This is a genomic window from Rhodococcus sp. H29-C3, from assembly GCF_030063405.1.
In the GTDB taxonomy this organism is placed as follows: domain Bacteria; phylum Actinomycetota; class Actinomycetes; order Mycobacteriales; family Mycobacteriaceae; genus Rhodococcoides.
Genome location: NZ_JASITC010000004.1, coordinates 494,584 through 512,995 on the forward strand (window position 1 = coordinate 494,584; position 18,412 = coordinate 512,995).

17 protein-coding genes are annotated in these 18,412 nt (G+C 66.4%); 2 read left to right on the forward strand and 15 right to left on the reverse strand.

Translation table 11 applies throughout. The features are described 5' to 3' along the window. The first annotated feature begins 133 nt into the window (after positions 1 to 133). Positions 134 to 1,057, forward strand: a complete 924-nt coding sequence (locus QMK32_RS12455) for a 3-oxoacyl-ACP reductase (RefSeq protein ID WP_283475243.1) — start codon at positions 134 to 136, stop codon at positions 1,055 to 1,057. Positions 1,058 to 1,252: 195 nt separating this feature from the next. On the opposite strand, the gene QMK32_RS12460 is transcribed toward QMK32_RS12455, so the two are convergent. The 15 genes from QMK32_RS12460 to QMK32_RS12530 all read right to left on the reverse strand — a co-directional run bounded on the left by QMK32_RS12460 (position 1,253) and on the right by QMK32_RS12530 (position 17,472). Then, positions 1,253 to 2,062, reverse strand: a complete 810-nt coding sequence (locus QMK32_RS12460; protein ID WP_283475244.1) for an SDR family NAD(P)-dependent oxidoreductase — start codon at positions 2,060 to 2,062, stop codon at positions 1,253 to 1,255. Continuing rightward, complete coding sequence (locus tag QMK32_RS12465) at positions 2,059 to 2,973, reverse strand: NAD-dependent epimerase/dehydratase family protein (RefSeq protein ID WP_283475245.1); 915 nt, start codon at positions 2,971 to 2,973, stop codon at positions 2,059 to 2,061. The genes QMK32_RS12460 and QMK32_RS12465 overlap by 4 nt, the downstream gene beginning before the upstream one ends. Before the next feature lie 115 nt (positions 2,974 to 3,088). Further along, positions 3,089 to 4,789 carry an AMP-binding protein gene (locus QMK32_RS12470; protein WP_283475246.1) on the reverse strand — a complete coding sequence of 567 codons (1,701 nt, stop codon included), beginning with the start codon at positions 4,787 to 4,789 and terminating at the stop codon, positions 3,089 to 3,091. A gap of 84 nt (positions 4,790 to 4,873) precedes the next feature. After that, a complete protein-coding gene (locus tag QMK32_RS12475; protein ID WP_283475247.1) occupies positions 4,874 to 5,800 on the reverse strand; it encodes an SDR family NAD(P)-dependent oxidoreductase in 927 nt (308 codons plus the stop codon). 41 nt (positions 5,801 to 5,841) lie between these two features. Continuing rightward, entirely contained in the window at positions 5,842 to 6,927 is a 1,086-nt protein-coding gene (locus QMK32_RS12480) for an MDR family NADP-dependent oxidoreductase (RefSeq protein WP_283475248.1), read from the reverse strand. Beyond that, on the reverse strand, positions 6,924 to 8,051 hold the full coding sequence (locus QMK32_RS12485) for an acyl-CoA dehydrogenase family protein (RefSeq protein WP_283475249.1): 1,128 nt from the start codon (positions 8,049 to 8,051) through the stop codon (positions 6,924 to 6,926). The genes QMK32_RS12480 and QMK32_RS12485 overlap by 4 nt, the downstream gene beginning before the upstream one ends. A 1-nt stretch (position 8,052) precedes the next feature. Then, complete coding sequence (locus QMK32_RS12490) at positions 8,053 to 9,282, reverse strand: acyl-CoA dehydrogenase family protein (protein ID WP_283475250.1); 1,230 nt, start codon at positions 9,280 to 9,282, stop codon at positions 8,053 to 8,055. 62 nt (positions 9,283 to 9,344) lie between these two features. Beyond that, the gene (locus tag QMK32_RS12495) at positions 9,345 to 11,570 is read right to left on the reverse strand and encodes an acyl-CoA dehydrogenase family protein (RefSeq protein ID WP_283475251.1); all 2,226 of its coding nucleotides are present in this window, start codon (positions 11,568 to 11,570) and stop codon (positions 9,345 to 9,347) included. Between the two features lie 10 nt (positions 11,571 to 11,580). Next, entirely contained in the window at positions 11,581 to 12,726 is a 1,146-nt protein-coding gene (locus QMK32_RS12500; protein WP_283475252.1) for a steroid 3-ketoacyl-CoA thiolase, read from the reverse strand. Beyond that, the gene (locus QMK32_RS12505; RefSeq protein WP_502943577.1) at positions 12,723 to 13,604 is read right to left on the reverse strand and encodes an SDR family NAD(P)-dependent oxidoreductase; all 882 of its coding nucleotides are present in this window, start codon (positions 13,602 to 13,604) and stop codon (positions 12,723 to 12,725) included. Before QMK32_RS12505 ends, QMK32_RS12500 begins: the two co-directional genes overlap by 4 nt. 9 nt (positions 13,605 to 13,613) lie before the next feature. Then, positions 13,614 to 14,828 (reverse strand): DegT/DnrJ/EryC1/StrS family aminotransferase, encoded by a 1,215-nt coding sequence (locus QMK32_RS12510; RefSeq protein WP_283475253.1) that lies wholly within the window; start codon positions 14,826 to 14,828, stop codon positions 13,614 to 13,616. A gap of 46 nt (positions 14,829 to 14,874) precedes the next feature. After that, positions 14,875 to 16,056, reverse strand: coding sequence for a lipid-transfer protein (locus QMK32_RS12515; protein WP_283475254.1), 1,182 nt, complete (start codon positions 16,054 to 16,056; stop codon positions 14,875 to 14,877). After that, on the reverse strand, positions 16,053 to 16,469 hold the full coding sequence (locus QMK32_RS12520) for a hotdog family protein (protein WP_283475255.1): 417 nt from the start codon (positions 16,467 to 16,469) through the stop codon (positions 16,053 to 16,055). The genes QMK32_RS12515 and QMK32_RS12520 overlap by 4 nt, the downstream gene beginning before the upstream one ends. Continuing rightward, the gene (locus QMK32_RS12525) at positions 16,466 to 16,921 is read right to left on the reverse strand and encodes a Zn-ribbon domain-containing OB-fold protein (RefSeq protein ID WP_136172078.1); all 456 of its coding nucleotides are present in this window, start codon (positions 16,919 to 16,921) and stop codon (positions 16,466 to 16,468) included. The genes QMK32_RS12520 and QMK32_RS12525 overlap by 4 nt, the downstream gene beginning before the upstream one ends. After that, positions 16,918 to 17,472 (reverse strand): FAS1-like dehydratase domain-containing protein, encoded by a 555-nt coding sequence (locus QMK32_RS12530; protein WP_283475256.1) that lies wholly within the window; start codon positions 17,470 to 17,472, stop codon positions 16,918 to 16,920. Before QMK32_RS12530 ends, QMK32_RS12525 begins: the two co-directional genes overlap by 4 nt. Positions 17,473 to 17,784: 312 nt before the next feature. Here QMK32_RS12530 and QMK32_RS12535 point away from each other — a divergent pair, with 312 nt between their 5' ends. Continuing rightward, positions 17,785 to 18,378 (forward strand): TetR/AcrR family transcriptional regulator, encoded by a 594-nt coding sequence (locus tag QMK32_RS12535; protein WP_247596067.1) that lies wholly within the window; start codon positions 17,785 to 17,787, stop codon positions 18,376 to 18,378. Positions 18,379 to 18,412: the final 34 nt, after the last annotated feature.

The following is an 18,412-nucleotide window of genomic DNA, read 5'->3' on the forward strand; positions in this document are numbered from 1 at the left end:
GCATCTCAGGACGTCGCCTACCGAGGCTTCGCCCCGGACAGGGTCGCGAAGACGCTAGGCCCCACGTTGCGGTTGGCCGTAAGACATAAGTGGCTCCGAGACCAATGGTTTATTACCAGCAAGAGGACAAAGCATGCAGAACATCGATCTTTCAGGCCGCTCTGCCATCGTTACCGGGGCAGGGTCGGGTCTAGGCCGGGCCGAAGCGTTGGGCCTGGCAGCACTGGGCGCAAGCGTTGTGGTCAATGACGTCGGCCCAGCGGGCGAAGCTGTAGCGCGCGAGATCGAGACATCGGGCGGTCGGGCCGTCGCTGTGCTCGGCGACGTCAGTGATTGGTCACTCGGAGAGCGACTCGTCGAGGCCGCGGTAACGAACTTCGGCAGCCTGGACATCGTGGTCAACAATGCTGGCATTACGCGCGACACGATGCTGTTCAACATGACCGAGAAGCAGTGGGACGACGTGATCGCCGTCCACTTGAAGGGACATGCATCGGTTTCCCGCGCCGCAGCTGTGCACTGGCGATCAGCCTCGAAGGCGATCGGCGGACCGGTGTACGGCCGTGTGATCAACACTGCGTCGGAGGCGTTCCTCTTGGGTGGGGCCGGCCAAGCCAACTACGCTGCGGCCAAGGCCGGCATCGTTGCGTTGACGCTGTCGACCGCCCGTGGGCTATCGCGCTACGGGGTGACGGCGAACGCGATTTGTCCGCGCGCTCGCACCGAGATGACGGCCGCAGTCTTCGGCGAGGGCACGGAACGCGACGGTCTGGACATCATGGCCCCCGAGCGGGTCGCCACGTGCGTCTCGTTCCTCGCCGCCCCGGCCGCGGAGAAGGTCAACGGCCAGGTCTTCATCGTCTACGGCGACATGGTCGCGCTCATGGCACCACCCGTCGTGCAGGAGAAGTTCGTGGCTGCGAACGGGAGTTTCTCGGTGGCTGAATTGGCAGAGCAAGTCGTCCCGTACATAGAGGATCTTCCGGAGGGACAGAGCTACGCGGCGACCAACATCAACGCGCTGGATACCACTGGAGCGATCGCAGGGGGCCAGTAGCACGGGCGACCAGCGCAGTCGGCCTTTCGACAGGCAGTATCCGCCACCTCGAAGCGACTTGCAGCAAGAGTTGATCGACCCATCACCATCGTGGTTGGTGGTGATGGGTCGATCGAGTGGACTCCCACGTTGGCAATTGCTACGCGGACAGCGAACGACTCCCGCCGCTGCCGTCGACGGAACCAGCTCCGGGGTTCAGGGGTTCAGGGGTCGATTGGTCCAAGTCCCGTTCGGCCGCGCGAACCAGCCACCAGCAGCATCGCTACCGCCATCGACGTGCAGGGTGGTGCCGGTGACGTACCGGGACATTTCCGAGGCCAGAAACAGTGCCGGCCCCGCCACGTCGTGCGGGGTACCCGGGCCGCCCAGTGGGGCCCACCGAGGCCAGCGGTGCCGATCCTGTTCGGCGACCAACTTCGTGTACGGCACCTGCGGGGTTTCGATGAGGTCGGGCGCAATGTTGTTGACCCGGATGCCATGAGGGCCCACCTCCAGTGCGAGGCTGCGGGTGAAGTGCCGCAGCGCCGCCTTGTAGGTGGCGTACACGGTGTGGCCAGGGATGCCGCGGTGTGCTTCGACGGTGGTCAGGTTGATGATGGACCCGCCTCGTTCACGCTCGATCATGCCCGGCAGCACCGCGTGCGTAGCGCGCATGGCGTGGCCGAGATTGATCTCACCGAGCTGGACCCACTCGCTGGGGTCGGCCTCGACGAAGGTGATCGGGGGCCGCAGAAAGTGGCCGACGTTGTTGACGAGGATGTCCGGCTGATGCGCGGCGAGATCGAGCGCCACGGCCGGATCGGTGGCGTCCGCGATGACCGCCGTGATGGCGGGCACCTCGCGGGCCAATGCGGCGGCCGCCACATCGTTGTCGACCACCACCACCGCCGCCCCGTGCGCGGCGAACAGCCGGCTGATTGCGGCCCCGATTCCTTGTGCCCCACCGGTAACAATTGCCGACTTGCCGATGAGCAGCGGCCCGAGCAGCGCGTCGGTGTCGGTCATGCCAGGCCCGAGCGGGTCTGGGCGACCATCTCTGCGATCGCGCGGGGGGCGTCGCCCTGGGTGTAGCCGAGCGCCGCGGTCTGGGCCGGATCCGTCTCGTAGGAGATCGTGTTGCCGCGGCCCTGCACGATGAACGCGTCGGGCAGCATCGGGTGCTCTTCATCGCGTGCGACGAGCGTGATGGTGCTGCCCGCCGCGTCGAAAATCATCTGGAAGTACTCGCGGAAGGCGAGGTTCGCGTCGCCCAGCAGGTACGCCGTGCCGGTCTCGGCGTTGCGCAGCGCACCCCCGACCGCCTCGGCGAGCGAGTGCACCGACATGTAGTTGGTGCCGCCCGCGGGGGTGAAGTTCGGGATCTCGGGCTTTTTGCCGTCGGCCCAATCGAGGAATCGGCCGATGCGGGCCATCGAGGGGCCGGGGGTGACGCCAAGGATGTTGGGCGCGTTGAGGGTGGAGACGGTGAACTGGTCGTCGCCGAGGGCTCGAGCGCGCTCGTCGGCCAGCGCGCGGGCGCGGACGTAGTCGTCGGTCTCGACTAGCTCCGGCAGGACCTGATGGTAGTAGCTTCCGAGTTGGACGAAGTTCGGGACGCCCGCCTCCTTGGCTAGTGCGGCGAACCGCGGCACGCCACCGATCTGCATCTTCTCCCAGAACTCGGCCCGGTCGGCGTCGGCGGGGATGTGTCGGATGTCGTTGCCCGCGGCGAAGACGATTCCCTCGAACGGGGCCAGGTCCGAGGTGTTGAAGCCTCCCTCGCTGTAGTCGCCGAGCAGGACGGGGAACTCGTTGGCGACCGTGCCCGGCGCCGGCTCAGTGCGGGCGGCCACTGTCACGTCGTCGCCCTGCTCGCGCAGGTATGTGGCGGTGGCGGTACCGATCATGCCGGTACCACCGATAATCAAAACCTTCATCAATTTCCTTCGGATTTCAACGATTCGACAAGGGCACTACGTGCCCAACGCTGTTTGGCGGATTCGGCTGTCGAGCGGAGCTGTCCGACGATGCCCCGCTCGACCTGCGACTATGTCAATTCGTTGCTGGTGCGGCCTCGGGTAGGTGGGCAGGCAAGAGTGCGGCGCGGCCGTGGCTGAGAAAATCGGCCTCGATCGCTGCCCGCTGAACGTCATCGAGTTTGCCGTAGGAGCTGGTCTTGCCGACCCGGATGTAGACAGGGTCGTGGGTGTTCCACGCGGCATTGCGAAGCGGTGCCTTGTTGACCTTGCCGCTGCCGGTCAACGGGATCTGGTCGATCACCCGCACATAGGTGGGCCACCACTTGACACCCATCTCCGGCTGCTCCGCGAGAAACGCTCCGAAGTCCGCAGCATCGAACTGCTCGCCCGCGGCCATCTCCACTGCGCACATCACTTGATCACCCGTGCTGGGGTCGGGCACCGCGAATACGGGTGCCGAAGCAACGCCGGGGACGCGCTGGAGAACTCGCTCCACTGGTGCTGCGGAGAAGTTCTCGCTATCGACCCGTAGCCAATCCGAGGACCGTCCGGCGAAGTAGAAGTACCCCGCCGCATCTCGGTAGCCCAGGTCGCCGGACCAGAAATCCTCGCCTCGGACGCGGTCGCTCATCGCCTCGGGGTTTTTGTAGTAGCCCTCGAACGTGTGGGCAAGGCCGACGGCGACCATCTGGCCGACCGCCGCGGGATTGGTGAGTCGGCCGCTCGTGTCGAACTCCGCCCGCGGGCACTCCTCCCCGGTCTGCTCATCGAGCACCCGGATGTCGAGGTCTCCTTGAGGCCTACCCAAAGAATAGGCCGGGGAATGGGGGGTGCGACCAAGGCGGAACACTCCTTCGCTGAGCCCGTAGCCCTCCATGACCTCGCAACCGAACCGTTCGGTGAAGCGTGCGACATCAGCTTCCGAGGCCTCGGTGCCGAAGGCAAGCTCGAGGGTGCCCGTCCGGTCGCGGGGATTCTCCGGCTGGCTGAGGACGTAGGACAGTGCCCGACCGACGTAGTTGACGTAGGTCGCCCCGAAGCGGTGGATATCGTCGGCGAACCTGCTGGCGGAGAACTTTCTGGTCATGCCCACCGTCGCGCCGACTCGCATGGCGACGGCGAGGTTCATCATCACGGCGTTGCCGTGGAAAAGCGGCATGCACAAGTAGGTGACCGAATCCCTGCGCATCGACACCCGGTCGACGAGTACCTCAGCCAGACGGCCCAGTCTGCCCTGGCCGACGATGACAGCTTTGGGTGCGCCGGTCGAGCCCGAGCTGAACAGGAGCAATGCCAGCTGATCTGGCGTCGTGATGGATTCGGGCAGGCCTGCGCCCCGGTACGGGGCGAGCGTCTCCAGGTAGGACGGCTGGTCGACATTGAGGACCAGCTCCGGTGGTACGCCGTGGCCGGTGCCCTCCACCAGGTGTGCGAGCTTGTCCTCGGTGATGATGATGTCGACGTCGGCGTGCTGGATGTCGTGTGCCAACTCGGGCCCGCTGCGGCTGGCGTTGATGCCGACGACGGCCGCGCCGGCGAGCGGCCCCGCGGTGAGCCAGAAGACGAAGTCCGGCACGTTCTCCAGGAGCACGCCGATGTGGATTTGGCGGTCAGCCGGCGCGGGCGAGACGAGACCCACGAGGGCTGCTGCGCGGTCGGCGCCTTCCTGGACGACCTCGCGCCATGTCCAGGACTGGTCGTCGAACCGGAGCCCGACCTTGTCGTCCTCGGCGCGAAGCCGGACGATCTCGGTGAATGTTTCCAACGTGCACACTCCAAAATGATTGTGGCGCTCGCCGCCAGGGATGGGGCGGCACCAGGATTGAACAAATTTTCTGGGGCTATGGTTTGCTCCCGGCTAATCCTTCTCGAGCAGGCCCTCAGGAACCGCGCCCGGGGGATTGAAGTTCAGGTACGGCAGCAGAAAGGTCTCCTCATCGAAGTCTGCCGGCTGCCATCCCTCGAGCAGGCCCGTCCCGTCGAGCGACTGGACCGGACGGCCGAATTCCTTGAGCAGCGGGAGGCTGTAGGCGACGCGGCCGGTGATCCGCTCCAGGTTCGAGCTGGCGAGCAGCAGTGCAGCCTCGGCCATCGTGTCCTCGGGCTCCGACGGCCAGCCAGGCACCGCGCCGGCGGCGTGCTCGGTGGCGACGCCGCGGTTGGGGGCGAGCGAGCTCACCGCGATGTTGTCCTCGTAGAGCTCCATCGCGGAGCCGGTGCTGATGCGGTCGAGCATGGCCTTGGTGCCACCGTAGAGCACGGAGCCGGCCAGCGGATGGAAGGCGAACGGCGGCCCGACGCGGGGGCCGGCCTGGCGCGAGGAGATGTTGACGATCCAGCCGGCTCCGCTCTCGCGCATGCCGGGGATCACGGCCTTCATCAGGTCCCAGGTGTTCCACAGGTTGGTCTCGACGGAGTCCTGGAACCACTCGCGCGACATATCGGCGAACAGCGTGTCGTAGCGGCGGGCCGCGGCGACATTGTTGACCAGGGCGTCCACCCGACGGCCGAACCTCTCCTCGATCTCCGCGATCAGGGCGGCGCGGTCCAGCTCGGGGTTGCCGAGGTCGACGGCGAAGGCCGCGGCGTTGCCGCCGTCGGAGGAGATCAGCTCGACGGTTTCCTCGAGCGAGCCCTGCAGCGCGCCGTCGCCCGCCCTCATGGTGCGGGACACCGCGGCCACGGCGATGCCCTCGGCCGCGAAGCGTCGCGCGATGGCCCGGCCGATCCCGCGGCTGGCACCGCTGACCAGCGCGAGGCCCGGCTTGTGATCCTGAGTTGTCACGATGTGCACACCTATCTCTTGGGGGTTGGTGAACAGAATCTCTAGAAGCTGTGTCGACTGCGCAGCGCGTCGGGGAGGGCGCCGACCTGGATCATCTGCTTGCCCTGGTTGCGGCCCGTCAGGACGTCCGCGAGGGCTCGTGGGGCGTTCTCGATGCCGGCGATCACGTCCTCGCGATACCGCAGCCGGCCCGCTGCGATGTGGCCGAGGGCCAGCTCGCGGTAGACCGGGTATTCGTCGTAGTGGTCGTGCACCACGAATCCCTGGATTCGCAGGCGCTTGCGCAGCACGGGCCGCAGCGCGGGACCGTGCTCTGCCTCCGCGGCGTTGTACTCGCTGGCCATGCCGCAGATCACGACCTGGCCGAAGTCGTTGAGGCGCTCGAAGACGGGGTCGAAGGCGGGGCCGCCGACATTGTCGAAGTACAGGTCGACGCCGTCGGGGCACGCTCGGTCGAGGCCTTCCGGGATGGTCTCGGCGGACCGGTCGACGCAGTCCGCGTAGCCGAGCTCGCGCACCACATAGCCGGGCTTGTCTGCGCTGGCGATGCCAACGACTCGGGCGCCAGCCAGCGCGGCCAGCTGGCCGGCCACCATGCCGACGGCGCCGCCGGCCGCGGAGACGAGCACCGTGGAGCCGGGCCGGACGGTGGCGGCGAACTTCAGTCCGCAGTAGGCCACGAATCCCGGTCGCCCCAACACGCCGAGCTCGGCAGCCATCCGGAAGCCGGGGACGGGAGTCAGCTTGTCCAGCAGGTCGCCGGCCACGGTGTGGTAGGTCTGCCAAGAGTTGCCGCCGCGCACCAGGTCGCCAGGCCGGAATCGCGGGTCGCGCGACTCTACGACCTCTCCGACCAGGGCGCCGTCGAGGCCATTGCGCGGCGGCACTACGCCGGCGAGCACGACATCGCCGACCCGAGCGACCTGGCCGAGGGGGCCAGGCCCGGAATCTGCGGCGGGTAGCCGGCGGCGCGCGCTGGGGTCGATAGAGAGATAGCACGCCCGGAAGACGACTTCGCCGTCCCGGGGTGTGCTTATCTCCACTGGCTCGACCAGAAAATCCCCCGGCTGGGGGAGGCCCCGCGGTGCGCGCAGCACGCGCACCGCGAGGTTCTCGGGCCTGGTCACTCAGGCGAGCCGATCGACGCGCCCTTCTCCAACGCGTCGCCCAGCTCGGTGCCGATGGCTCCCGCGCTGCCGAGGCTGAACGCGATCTGCCGGCCCCACAGGAAGTAGCGGTGGATCGGGTAGCTGATGTCCGCGCCCATGCCGCCATGCAGGTGTTGGGTGGCGTGGACGGCACGCAGGCCGCCCTTCGAGGCCCAGTACTTCGCGACGAGGGCCGCGGCCTCCGCCTCGTCCTCCTTGCCGAGGTCCATCAGCCAGGCGGCGCGCTGGGTCGTGAGTCGGATGCTCTCGGTGTCGAGATAAGCATCAGCGGCGCGCACGGCGACGGCCTGGTTCGTCGAAAGCGGACGACCGAACTGGACCCGCTGCGAGGTGTAGGCCGCGGTCTGCGCGAGCGCCTCCGAACACACACCAATGGCGATCGACGCGAGTGCGACCCGTGCACGGCGGACCGTCCACGCCAGGATCTGCGCGCCGTCGCCGGGAAGAACGTCGCCGGCGGCCACGGAGACGCCGTCGAAGCTCACCGCTGCGCTGCTCTCGTAGCTGGTGACGCTGAGCGGGGTGCGGGCCAGGCCGTCGGCGTCGGTGCGCACCAGCACAACGGCGACGCCGCCGTCGGGTAGTCGGACCGGCACCAGCAGCGCGGCGGCCACGTCGGCGGCAGGCACTGACGCGATCTCACCGTGCAGGCGCCAGCCGTCACCATCGGCCTCGGCGCGCACGGGGACGTCGGATCCGAAACCCGTCTCGAGCGCGCCGGTCACGATGTGGGAGCCGTCGATCAGACCCGGCAGCCAGGCCGACATCTGCTCGGGGCTGCCGAACTCGGCAATGGGCAGCGCCGCGCCGGCGATCGAAGACCAGAGGGGCACGGACGCCACGCGGCGACCCTGCTGCTCCAGCACGGCCATCAGCCCGAGCATGCCCATACCGGCGCCGCCAGCTTCTTCGGGCAACGCGATGCCCAGTAGGTCGGAGTCCGCAAGGCTCTTCCACAACTTGGCGTCGTGGCCACCGCTCTGCTCCACCATCCGCAGGTGCGTCACATCGGACTGGGCGGAGAAGATCTGGTCTGCCAGGCCGCGGACGTCGGACAATTCCTCATTGAATTCGAATTCCATGTTACTTCGCTCCCGTTGTCGTCTTGGTGGCGTCGGTCTTGGCGGCGTCGGGGCGGCGACGCGCACCCATCGTCATGCCGAGGGTCTTGCCCGCGACGATCTCCCGCATGACCTCGTTGGTGCCGCCGCCGAAGGTGTTGTTCTGCGCACGCCGACCGAGCTGCTCGACGCGGCCCTCGAGGGCCGCGCCCGGGGTGCCGGGGCGCAGCAGACCCTTGGCACCAAGGACCTCCTGCAGCATGCCGTAGGCGCTGACGACGCCCTCGGTGCCGAAGACCTTGGCGGCTGCGGAGTCGCCGCCGCCCAAGGTGTTCGAGGCGACGTCCGCGACGAGGCGCAGGTTCATCAGGTCCGCGGCGCTGAGCAGCGCGTACACCTCGGCCATCTTGTCGCGCACCCAGGAGATATCGAAGACGACGCCTTCGCCGGCGGGCTCGGCCTTAGCCCACGCGAGGACCTCGGCGAACATCTCGTTGGCGATGCCGCCGCGCGCGGCCAGTGCCACCCGCTCGTGGTTGAGCTGGTTGGTGATCAGGCCCCAACCCTGGTTCAGCTCGCCCACCACGTTGGACAGCGGCACTCGCACGTCCTCGTAGTAAGTGGCGGAGGTGCTGATGCCACCGACGGTGTGGATCTCGGTGACCGAGAACCCGGGTGCGCTGGTGGGGACAAGCACCACGGAGATGCCCTTGTGTCGGGGCGCGTCGGGGTCGGTTCGCACGGCCAGCCACACCCAGTCGGCGAACACTCCGGCACTGGTGTAGATCTTGTTGCCGTTGATGACCAGCTCGTCGCCCTCGACGCGCGCCCGGGTCTCCAGAGCCGCGAGGTCGGTGCCCGCGTTGGGCTCGGTGTAGCCGATCGCGAAAATGAGCTCGCCCGCCAGGATCGGCGGCAGGAAGAAGTCCTTCTGCTGCTGGGTGCCGTTCTTGATCAGCGCGGGGCCGACCGTGTTCAGCGTGACCAGCGACAGAGGGGCGTTCGCGCGCACGACCTCGTCGTAGAAGACGTAGAGCGCCTCGGGGTCCTCGCCCCGGCCGCCGAACTCCTCGGGCCAGCCGAGGCCGAGCCAGCCGTCGGCACCCATCTTGCGCAGAATGCGATCGAAGGTGGGTCCGCCCTCGGTCTGTGTGACCAAGTCGCGGCGGTCCTGTTCGTTGATGTTTGCGGCGAAGTACGCGCGAAGCTCCGCGCGGAGGGCCTTCGAATTGTCGGACAAGTCCAAGTACATGTAGGTGTCTCCTGTTCAGGAATTTCTACGGAGTTTTCATGGGGTTTGTGAAGGGTGGGTCGTCAGCGTGGCAAACCCAGTACTCGTTGTGAGATCACATTGAGCTGGATCTCCACGGTGCCACCGCCGAAGAGGACAGCGGGCAGACCGATGTGGTCGATCACGTGGTCGGCGTCCGGATCCAAGACCGCAGCCTGTGGGCCCAGCAGCCGAAGCAGTTCCCGCGAACCCTCGCGCTGGGCGAGTGCGTTGTAGACCTTGGCGACGCTGATCTCCGCCCCAGGACTCTGACCGGAAAGCCGAGCCAACACACCGCGCAGATTGAGCGCAGACAGCGCGAGCTCGCGGCTCGTGCTGTAACCCAGGGCACGTACGGCGTCCTCACGGGAGCAACTGTGCGCGCCCTTCGCCAAGACATCGCGGAAGCGGTTGCTCGAGCCGTGGTCCAGGGCTCCGCCCATGCTCAGTCGCTCGTTCGAGAGTGTTGTCACCGCGAGGCGCCACCCTTTGCCCGGTTCGGAGACCAGGCACTCGTCGGGCACGAAGACTTCGTCGAGGAAGACCTCGTTGAACTCGGAGAACCCGGTGGCCTGCCGAAGCGGACGCACATCGACACCGGTGCTGCGCATGTCGACCAGGAAGTACGAAATACCCTTGTGCTTGGGCGCATCCGGATCCGTCCGCGCCAGGCACACGCCCCAGTCGGCCTCGTGAGCCATCGAATTCCATACCTTCTGGCCCGAGAGAATCCAGCCACCGTCGACTTTGCGGGCCGCGGTGGACAGCCCTGCAAGGTCCGAACCCGCGCCGGGTTCGGAAAACAACTGACACCAGACGATCTCGCCACGCAGCGTCGAATGAACGAACCTCTGCTGCTGCTCAGCGCTGCCGTATTGGAGGATCGTGGGCAAGACCCACTCACCGATCACGGTTGTCGGTTGCTTCAGCCCGCGCACCGCGAATTCCTGCGCGATGACGGCCTGCTGTTCCGGGCCTGCGCCGAGACCGAACGGCTTCGGGTAGTGAGGCGCCACCAGGCCCGCGTCGGCGAGTAGAGCGCGCCGACTGCCACCACGCTCCGGCGCCCAGCCCTCGCTGCGCACAGCGTCGTCGGGCAGTGCGTCGAGTTGGTCGAGCACGGCGGCTACCTCTGCCCGGAGCGCGGGCAAGGTGTCCGCTCCGATGAAGGAGAAGTCCCGTGTCGTGGTGATCGCGAGTTCGCCGAGTCGCTTGGCCCACATCTGATCGGAACCGGCGAGGGTGGCCAGGCTGATCGCGCGACGCCAATACAGGTGCACATCGTGCTCCCAGGTGAAGCCGACCCCACCCAGGAGCGTCACACATTCGAGGGAGTTGTCGATGCCTGCCGCCAGCGCGGCGACCACCGCCTGCGCGGATACGAGCGCACGCTGGTCGGCATCATGCTCCTGTGCGCGGGCGGCATCCCATGCCGCAGCACACGCCACCTCCGCCCGCACCAGCATCATCGCGGACTTGTGCTGGACGGCCTGGAAGGTGCCGATGGCCTGGCCGAACTGCTCACGGGTTTTCACGTAGTCGACGGCTGTCGATAGCGTCCACGACGCGATACCACTCGCCTCGGCAGCGAACAGGGTGTTACGCAACCACTCTGCATCCGCATCAGTGATGTCACCCAGCACGTCGGCCTGCGCAACCTCGTGCCCGTCGAGCGTGAGTATCCCGATGGCACGGGTCAGGTCGACGCCGTCCTCGGCGGTGACAGCAGCAGTCTCGCCCGACACCAGCCGGAACCATACCGACGAACCGTCGGAGTCGAGTGCGCGGACCAGCACGATTGTCGCACCGGGCAGGCCCAGTGTGGGCTCGGACGCACCGTGCACGAGCCAGCCGGTATCGGTGCGCTCAGCGGTCAATCCAGAGCCGAAGGCGGTCGCGCCCGTCGCGCCGTCCGCAAACTCTTCGAGCAACCCAACCGAAATTCCCGAATTCCCCGCGGGGCCGAAGGCGCGCGCAAGAATCGCGCTCGTGATGACGGTCGGTAGGAACGGCCCCGGATACAGGGCTTTGCCCAGCTGCTCGACAACGACGGCCAACTCGGTGATACCGGCCCCATCCCCGCCGTTCTGTTCGGATAAGTGGATGGCATGCAGGCGCTGCTGCACCAAATGATCCCAGGTGTCCGGTCGCTCGCCGGCCGCAAGCCCGGCGGTGTTCGCGCGGCCGTGCGCGATGGCGTCGGCGCGCACGCAGAACGCAGCCACCGAGTCGGCGAGGTGCCGATGTTCCTCTTCGAGTGCTAATGCCACGATGTGCCCCTCAGATCCGCTCGAGAATGAGCGCGGTTGTCGACGCGGAGGCGCAGATGGCCACCATCGCCGTGGATGCGTCGCGGCGCTCGAGTTCGTCGAGTGCCGTCGCGAGCAACCGGATGCCAGTCGCACCGGCGGGGTGACCGACCGCGATCGCGCCCCCGTTGACGTTCAGCCGGTCCTCGCTCACGCCGTGCACCTGGGCGAAGGACATCGGGACCGACGCGAAGGCCTCGTTGATTTCGAACAGGTCGATGTCGGCGATGGTCATGCCACTGCGCTCGAGCACTTTGCGGCCTGCGTCGATCGGGCCGTCGAGTAAGTACTCCAGATCACCTCCGATGATGCACTGGGCAACAATCCGTGCCCTGGGTTTCACACCGAGGTCGCGAGCTCGCGCGGCGGACATCAGCAGGGCAGCGCTGGCACCGTCGGAGATCTGCGAGGAACTGCCCGCCGTATGCAAGCCACCATCGAGGACGGGTTGCAGGCGTGCCAGCCCCTCCAGGGTGGAATCGCGCAGACCTTGGTCGCGGGTGACGCGGACCGGCTTCTGACCCGGCTCGAGACTCGGAACTGTGACGGGGATGATCTGCGCATCGATCCGGCCCGCGTCCCATGCCGCCTTCGCGAGCTGCTGCGAGCGCAGACCGAACGCGTCGAGATCCTCTCGTGTGAACCCGCGGTTGCGGGCTATGCGGTCCGCACCCGTGTACTGGTCGGGATACTCGACCGACCAGGATTCGGGCCGCGGCGTGCCCAGGCCCGTGCCGACCTTTGCGGTCAGCGGTGCACGGGTCATCAGCTCTACGCCGCAGGCGACGCCGACATCCGTTGCGCCGGCAGCGATTTGACCAGCCAGTAGCTGCACAGCGCGCTGCGCGGTGCTGCACTGGGCGTCGATTGTGGTCGCGCCGGTATGCGGGGGTAGACCGGCGTGCAGCCATGAGGTGCGGGCGATGTTGCCGTACTGCTCACCCAGGGGGGTAACGCAGCCGCCGATGACCTCCTCGACGATCTCCGGATCGATCCCGGTGCGCTCGAGCACTCCGAGCTGCGCCAAGCCGAGTAGTTCGGCAGAGTGGACCGTGGACATCCAACCGTTGCGCTTGCCGAACGGGGTCCTGGCAAGGTCGACGATTACCGGTGTCATGACAGCTCCTCAATTTTGTTCAAGACGTTCCGTCGATGCTCATCCGAGACGTTCCGTCCGGGGTTGTCCCAGGACTTACCGTCCAGCCCGCGGGTGGTCAGGTTCCACTGGTCGATCAGGTCCAGGCTCACGCACACTTGCCCCGTCACGTCGGCGGCGCAGTCACAGAGCGCGAGAACGCCCTCGACCATCTCCTCGATGGCCTCGATCTGGTCCGGACGGACTGTGGCACCGACCAATGCGGTGGCGCCCTCGCTGAGGACGGCGGCACGCGGCTGGACAGTATTGACCCGCACCCCCGTGCCGTAGAGCTCCGCGCCCATGCCGTGCGTGATCCGGTTCAGGGCGGCTTTGGATGCGCCGTAGACCGCCATCGAAGTGCCAGGGGGCACCAGGTCGAATGGCGGACCCTCGTGGTGGCGGGCCGTTGCGCTAGAGACGTTGACGATCCAGCCTGCGCCGGCCTCGACCATCGAGGGGGTCGCAGCCTGCATCAGGTCGAGCGGAGCGTGCACGTTCGCTTCGAACGTGAGTTGGCGGCGCCGCAGCGGGTAGTCCACGAGCGGCTGGTAGATCGCAGCTGCCGCATTGTTGACCAGAATGTCGATCGGGCCGCCGAGCAACTCGGCTGCCTTCTCGATCACCTGCGAGCGGTCCTCGGGGTCGGTCAGGTCGGCGACGACCATCTCGACCCTGCGACCGTATCGGCGCAGCCGTTCGGTGGTCTCCTCCAAGCTGCCGGGTAGCTGCCCGCCGGGGGAGAGAGTGCGCGCGACGAGAACCACGTCGGCACCCTCGGCGGCAAGCCGCTCCGCAACGCCCGCGCCGATCCCGCGGCTGGAACCGGTGACCACCGCGCGTCGTCCCTCGAATCGCATGCCCACCATTTACTCGAACTTCGAGGCGAAACGGTGGATGCTCTGACCGATGCGAACTACCTCTTCATCGGTGAGACCGTGGCTCATGCCCAAGGTCATGCCGCGGGCGAACACCTCGTCGGCCACCGGCAACCCCTCGGGGGGCTGACGGAACTCGACGTTGTTCATCATCGGGTGTCGAGTGATGTTGCCGCTCCAGACGGTGCGGGTGTCGATGCCGTCGCCCTCGATAGCCTCCTGCATCTGGCTGCGGGTGAAGGGTGCGTCGGCGTTGATCATCACCGGATAGCAGAGCCACGCGGTGTCCAGGCCTTCGAGCTCGACGGGCGTGGTGAAAAACTTCGGGAACGCGCTGTAGGCCTCGGTGTAGGCGGCCCAGGTTGCCTTACGGGTCTTGTAGTTGTCGGCGAGCTTGTCCAGCTGCACGACGCCGTACGCGGCACCCAGCTCGGAGGGCTCGAAATTCCAAGGCATGACGGCGTCGAAAATGAAGTCGTTGTCGTAGTCGACACCGTCGAGCTGCTCACGGAAGACGCGGCCGACATCCTTGCCGCTGCCGAACAGGTTCGGTTCGCTGCGCCGGCCCCAACGACGCAGGAGCAGCGCCTTGTCGCGACTTGCCTCGTCGTCGACCAAGACCATGCCGCCGGTGCCTGCGCACGTGATGATGTGCGCCATCGAGAAGCTGGTGACACTGATGTCGGCGCGGGCGCCGGTGGGGGTGCCGCGGAGCGTCGGGCCGATGGCGTCGCAGCAATCCTCGACGATCTTGAGGCCGTGGCGATCGGCGATCTCGCGGATCGCGTCCCAGTCGGGGCAGTTGCCGGCGAGGTTCGGCAACAGGATGGCACCGGTCTTCTCGGTGATCATCGCCTCGATCTTGCTGACGTCGATGTTGACCGTGTTGGGCTCCACGTCCACGAAGACCGGGACCATACCGGCGCGAACGATGGGCGCGATATCAGTGGAGAATGTCAGGGGCGAGGTGATGATCTCGCTGCCCTTGGGCAGGTCCAGCAGTTCGACGGCGACATACAGGCCCGAGGAGCCCGAGTTCACCATCACGCCGAACTTCTTGCCGCTGAGTTCCGCGATGCGGCGCTCCATCTCGGCGACATTCTTACCTATACGCAGGCCCTGGTGGCCACTGCGCAGCACGTCGACGACTGCCTGGATCTCTTCCTCGCCGTGGGTCGCGCGGGCGTAGGTGATGCGGTCGGTCATGGGAAACTCCTAAATGGCTGATCGTGAAACAAGAAGGTGGGGAGTGCTAGCGGTCGGCTGAGAGCACGAGAGCGCTGTGGGGCACGGGGGAGCCGCCGGTGACCAGGACGTTGTCCAAGGTCTTGTTGGGCTGGTTCACAGATGTGCCGCGGATCAAGCGCACGCCCTCCGCGATGCCGTTGACGCCGTGGATATAACCCTCGCCGAGCTGGCCGCCGTTGGTATTGATCGGCAGGCGGCCACCAAGTTCGAGGTTGCCGTCGGCAATGAAGTCCTTCGCCTCGCCCTTGCCGCAGAAGCCATACTCTTCGAGCTGGAGCAGCACCATCGGAGTGAAGGCGTCGTAGAGGATCGCGGCGTCGATCTCGGCCGGGCTGAGGCCGGACTGGCTCCAGAGCTGCTGGGCGACGAGTTCGACTTCCGGCATGGAGTCGATGTCGTCACGGTAGTAGCTGCTCATCGAGATCTGCTGCGGGCCTACGCCCTGCGCTGCGCCGGTGATGATGGCAGGCTTGTGCGGCAGGTCGCGCGCACGCTCTGCGCTGACGATGACCAGCGCGACGCCACCGTCGGACTCCTGGCAGCAGTCGAGCAGCCGGATCGGATCAGCGATCAGGCGCGAGTTCTGATGGTCCTCGATGGTGATGGGCCGCTCGTGGAACCAGGCCTTCGGATTGTTGGCCGCGTGCTTGCGCGAGAGCACCGAGATCGCCCCGAAGTCCGCGCTGGTGGCACCGTACTTGTGCATGTACAGCTTGGCCAGGAACGCCTCCTGCTGGGCGGGGGTGAGCAATCCGTAGGGGTTGATCCAGTTGCGGTACTCCTGGTCCGTGTTCTGGTTGTACGCGAAGGCGGGCGGGCCTTGGCCGAATCGGTGTCCCGACCGTTCGTTCATCGCGCGGTAAACGACGACAACGTCGGCCACCCCGGTCGCTACCGCGAGCGCGGCCTGCTGCACGGGCGCACACGCGCCGCCGCCGCCGTGCGGGATGCGGCTGAAGAACTTGAGTTGAGGAATGCCGAGCGCGCGGGCGACGGCGATCTCGGGGTTGTTCTCCATGGTGAAAAGGGAGAATCCGTCGACCTCCTCGATTCCGATCTGTGCGTCCGCGAGTGCGGCGACTACCGACTCGCAGGCCAGCTGCCACTCACTGCGTCCGGAGTTCTTGGAGAACTCTGTCGCGCCGATACCGGCGATGGCGGTGGCGCCTGAGAATCCGCGGGTCATGTGCTCTCTCCTTGTTGTGGGGTCGGCTCCACGGTCACCGTGGCGGTCACATGGGGACCCCGCGCGTTGCTACCGATCACCTTGACGGTCACTGCGTCGCCGTCGACCGCGGTGACCTCGCCGGTGAACGTCATGGTGTCGCCGGGGAAATTCGGCACGCCGAGGCGCAGGGAAGTCTTCTTGATGCGGGAGGCGGGCCCGGACCAGTCGGTGATGTACCGGTCGATGAACCCGTTCGTGGAGTTGATGCTCATGAAGATGTCGGGTGTGCCGCGACCCTGCGCCGCGCCCGGGTCGTGGTGGACATCCTCGTAGTCCTGCGAGGCCATCGCGGCCGCGACGATCAGCGTCCGGTCCAGGGGAAGATCGAGCTTGGGCAGCTGGTAGCCGATCTGGCACTTTGGCATGCTCATGATTGGGCCTCCCCGTCGAGACCAGTTGTGCTGCGGCGGCGCAGCTGCGGCAGGATCTCTCCGTGCGCGTGCTCGGAGAATGCGACCTCGAGTTCCATGCCGAACTCGAGTTCGTCGTGGTCGATGCCGGCGATATCGGCAACCAGCCGTGTGCCCTCTTCGAGATCCACCAACCCGACGGCCAGTGGGTACTCGAACGCCGGGTCCTTCGGGTGGTGCAGCACGGTGAAGCTGTGCAGCGTGCACTTGCGGGTGGACTCGACGGTGTCCCACTCGAAGGAGCGGCAGGACGGGCAGGCCGGGGTCGGCGGGTGGCGCAGCGTCTGGCAGGCGGCGCAGCGCTGGATCTCGAGCCGGCCCTCCTTCGCGGCGTTGAAGAAGAAGTCGTTGTCCTGGGTCACCGTCAGGCGGGGGACCGAGGTGTGCCGGACCGGTTCGGTTGTCTCGCTCATGCGTTGGTCTCCTGACTGGTGGGGTTGAACCGGAGGATGCGGAAGCGCTCCTCGACCAGGGTGTCGCCCGACTGGTTGACGTAGTTCTTGTGCAGCGTGATGAAGCAGCCTTGGCCGAGGCCGGTCTGCTTGAACGGCGAGATGGACTCGATGGTGAAGAGCGCCGTGACGTGGTCGCCGGGGTGCAGCTCCGCGCGGTACTCCTGCTCGACGTCGGTGGCCACCACCGAGGTGAAGCCCGCCTCGTCGAGCATCGCGAGCAGCCGCGAGTAGGCGAAATCCTCGATCGCGCCTTCCGTGCGGAGACGCTGCACCTCGCGGTATCGGCGGTATCCGGCCATAACCCAGGTAGAGATCATCGCGGGTGGACAGATGACATCCCTACGGCCGGTTGCGCGCGCAGCCTCAGGGTCGACGTAGATCGGGTTGAAGTCGTCGTGGGCCTCGGCCCAGTTGCGGATCATGGCGGCATTGACGTCATAGCGAGCCACGCGGGGCGGCTCGGCTTCCACCCCGATGAAGTCGGCGAATTGTTTTTCCAAGTGTTCCACTGATGCCCTCCGCAATTTCATACTTGAGCAAGCGCTTGATTTGTAGAGTATCAGCGCCTCGCAGAAATGAAAACCATGGTCCGAGAGAGGGGCCCACGGGGCAGATCAGTCCGTCCAGTCGGTTACGCTGAGGCCACGTCGCAGGCTAGCGAGGGGTGAATTACCTAGCCATCGAGTTCTTGCGGCCGTCGTCGTGATGATGCTGCGGCACCCCTTCGTGCCAGGGCGCATCTCGCTGGCACTAACCACCAAGAATTCATGACGCCGGGGTATCGGCGTGATTGTGTCCGACAACAGACAAGAAGTGATGACTTGACAACAACGACCCCGGACCGCAGGGCGCAGATCCTTGATAGCTCGGCGGAGTTGTTTGCCAGGAAGGGCGTCGCGGGGACCACCGTGCGCGACATCGGTGAGGCGGCTGGAGTCTTCTCCGGAAGCCTGTACCACTACTTCAAGTCGAAGAACGCGATCGTGGCCGAATTACTCGCTGATTTGATGGGCGATATTGCGGCAAGGTTCGAGCTGATCGAGGCGACGGCATCGAGTCCCGTCGAGATCATTCGCGGGCTGATCCGTGAGACGCTCACGGTGATCGAGCTGCATCCGTACGCGACCGCGATTTACCAGAACGATCGCAACTACCTTCGTGCACACGAACTACTGGAACCGGTCGACCGTGCGTCACGCGGGATCCGCGAGCACTGGCTCGAGGCGATCAGGCGGGGCGCGGAAGAGGGTGCGTTCCGGGTCGATATCGCGCCGGAAATCTTCTACCGGACCGTGCGAGACACTCTCTGGTCGACCACGCATTGGCCGGACCGAAAGCAATACACGCTGGCAGAGTTCTCCGAGCTGATGACGACGCTATTTTTCAGCGGATTCTGCCTCGTACTAGACGAGTAGCTCGGACGAGACGCCGAGCGCGGCGGGAGGCTCC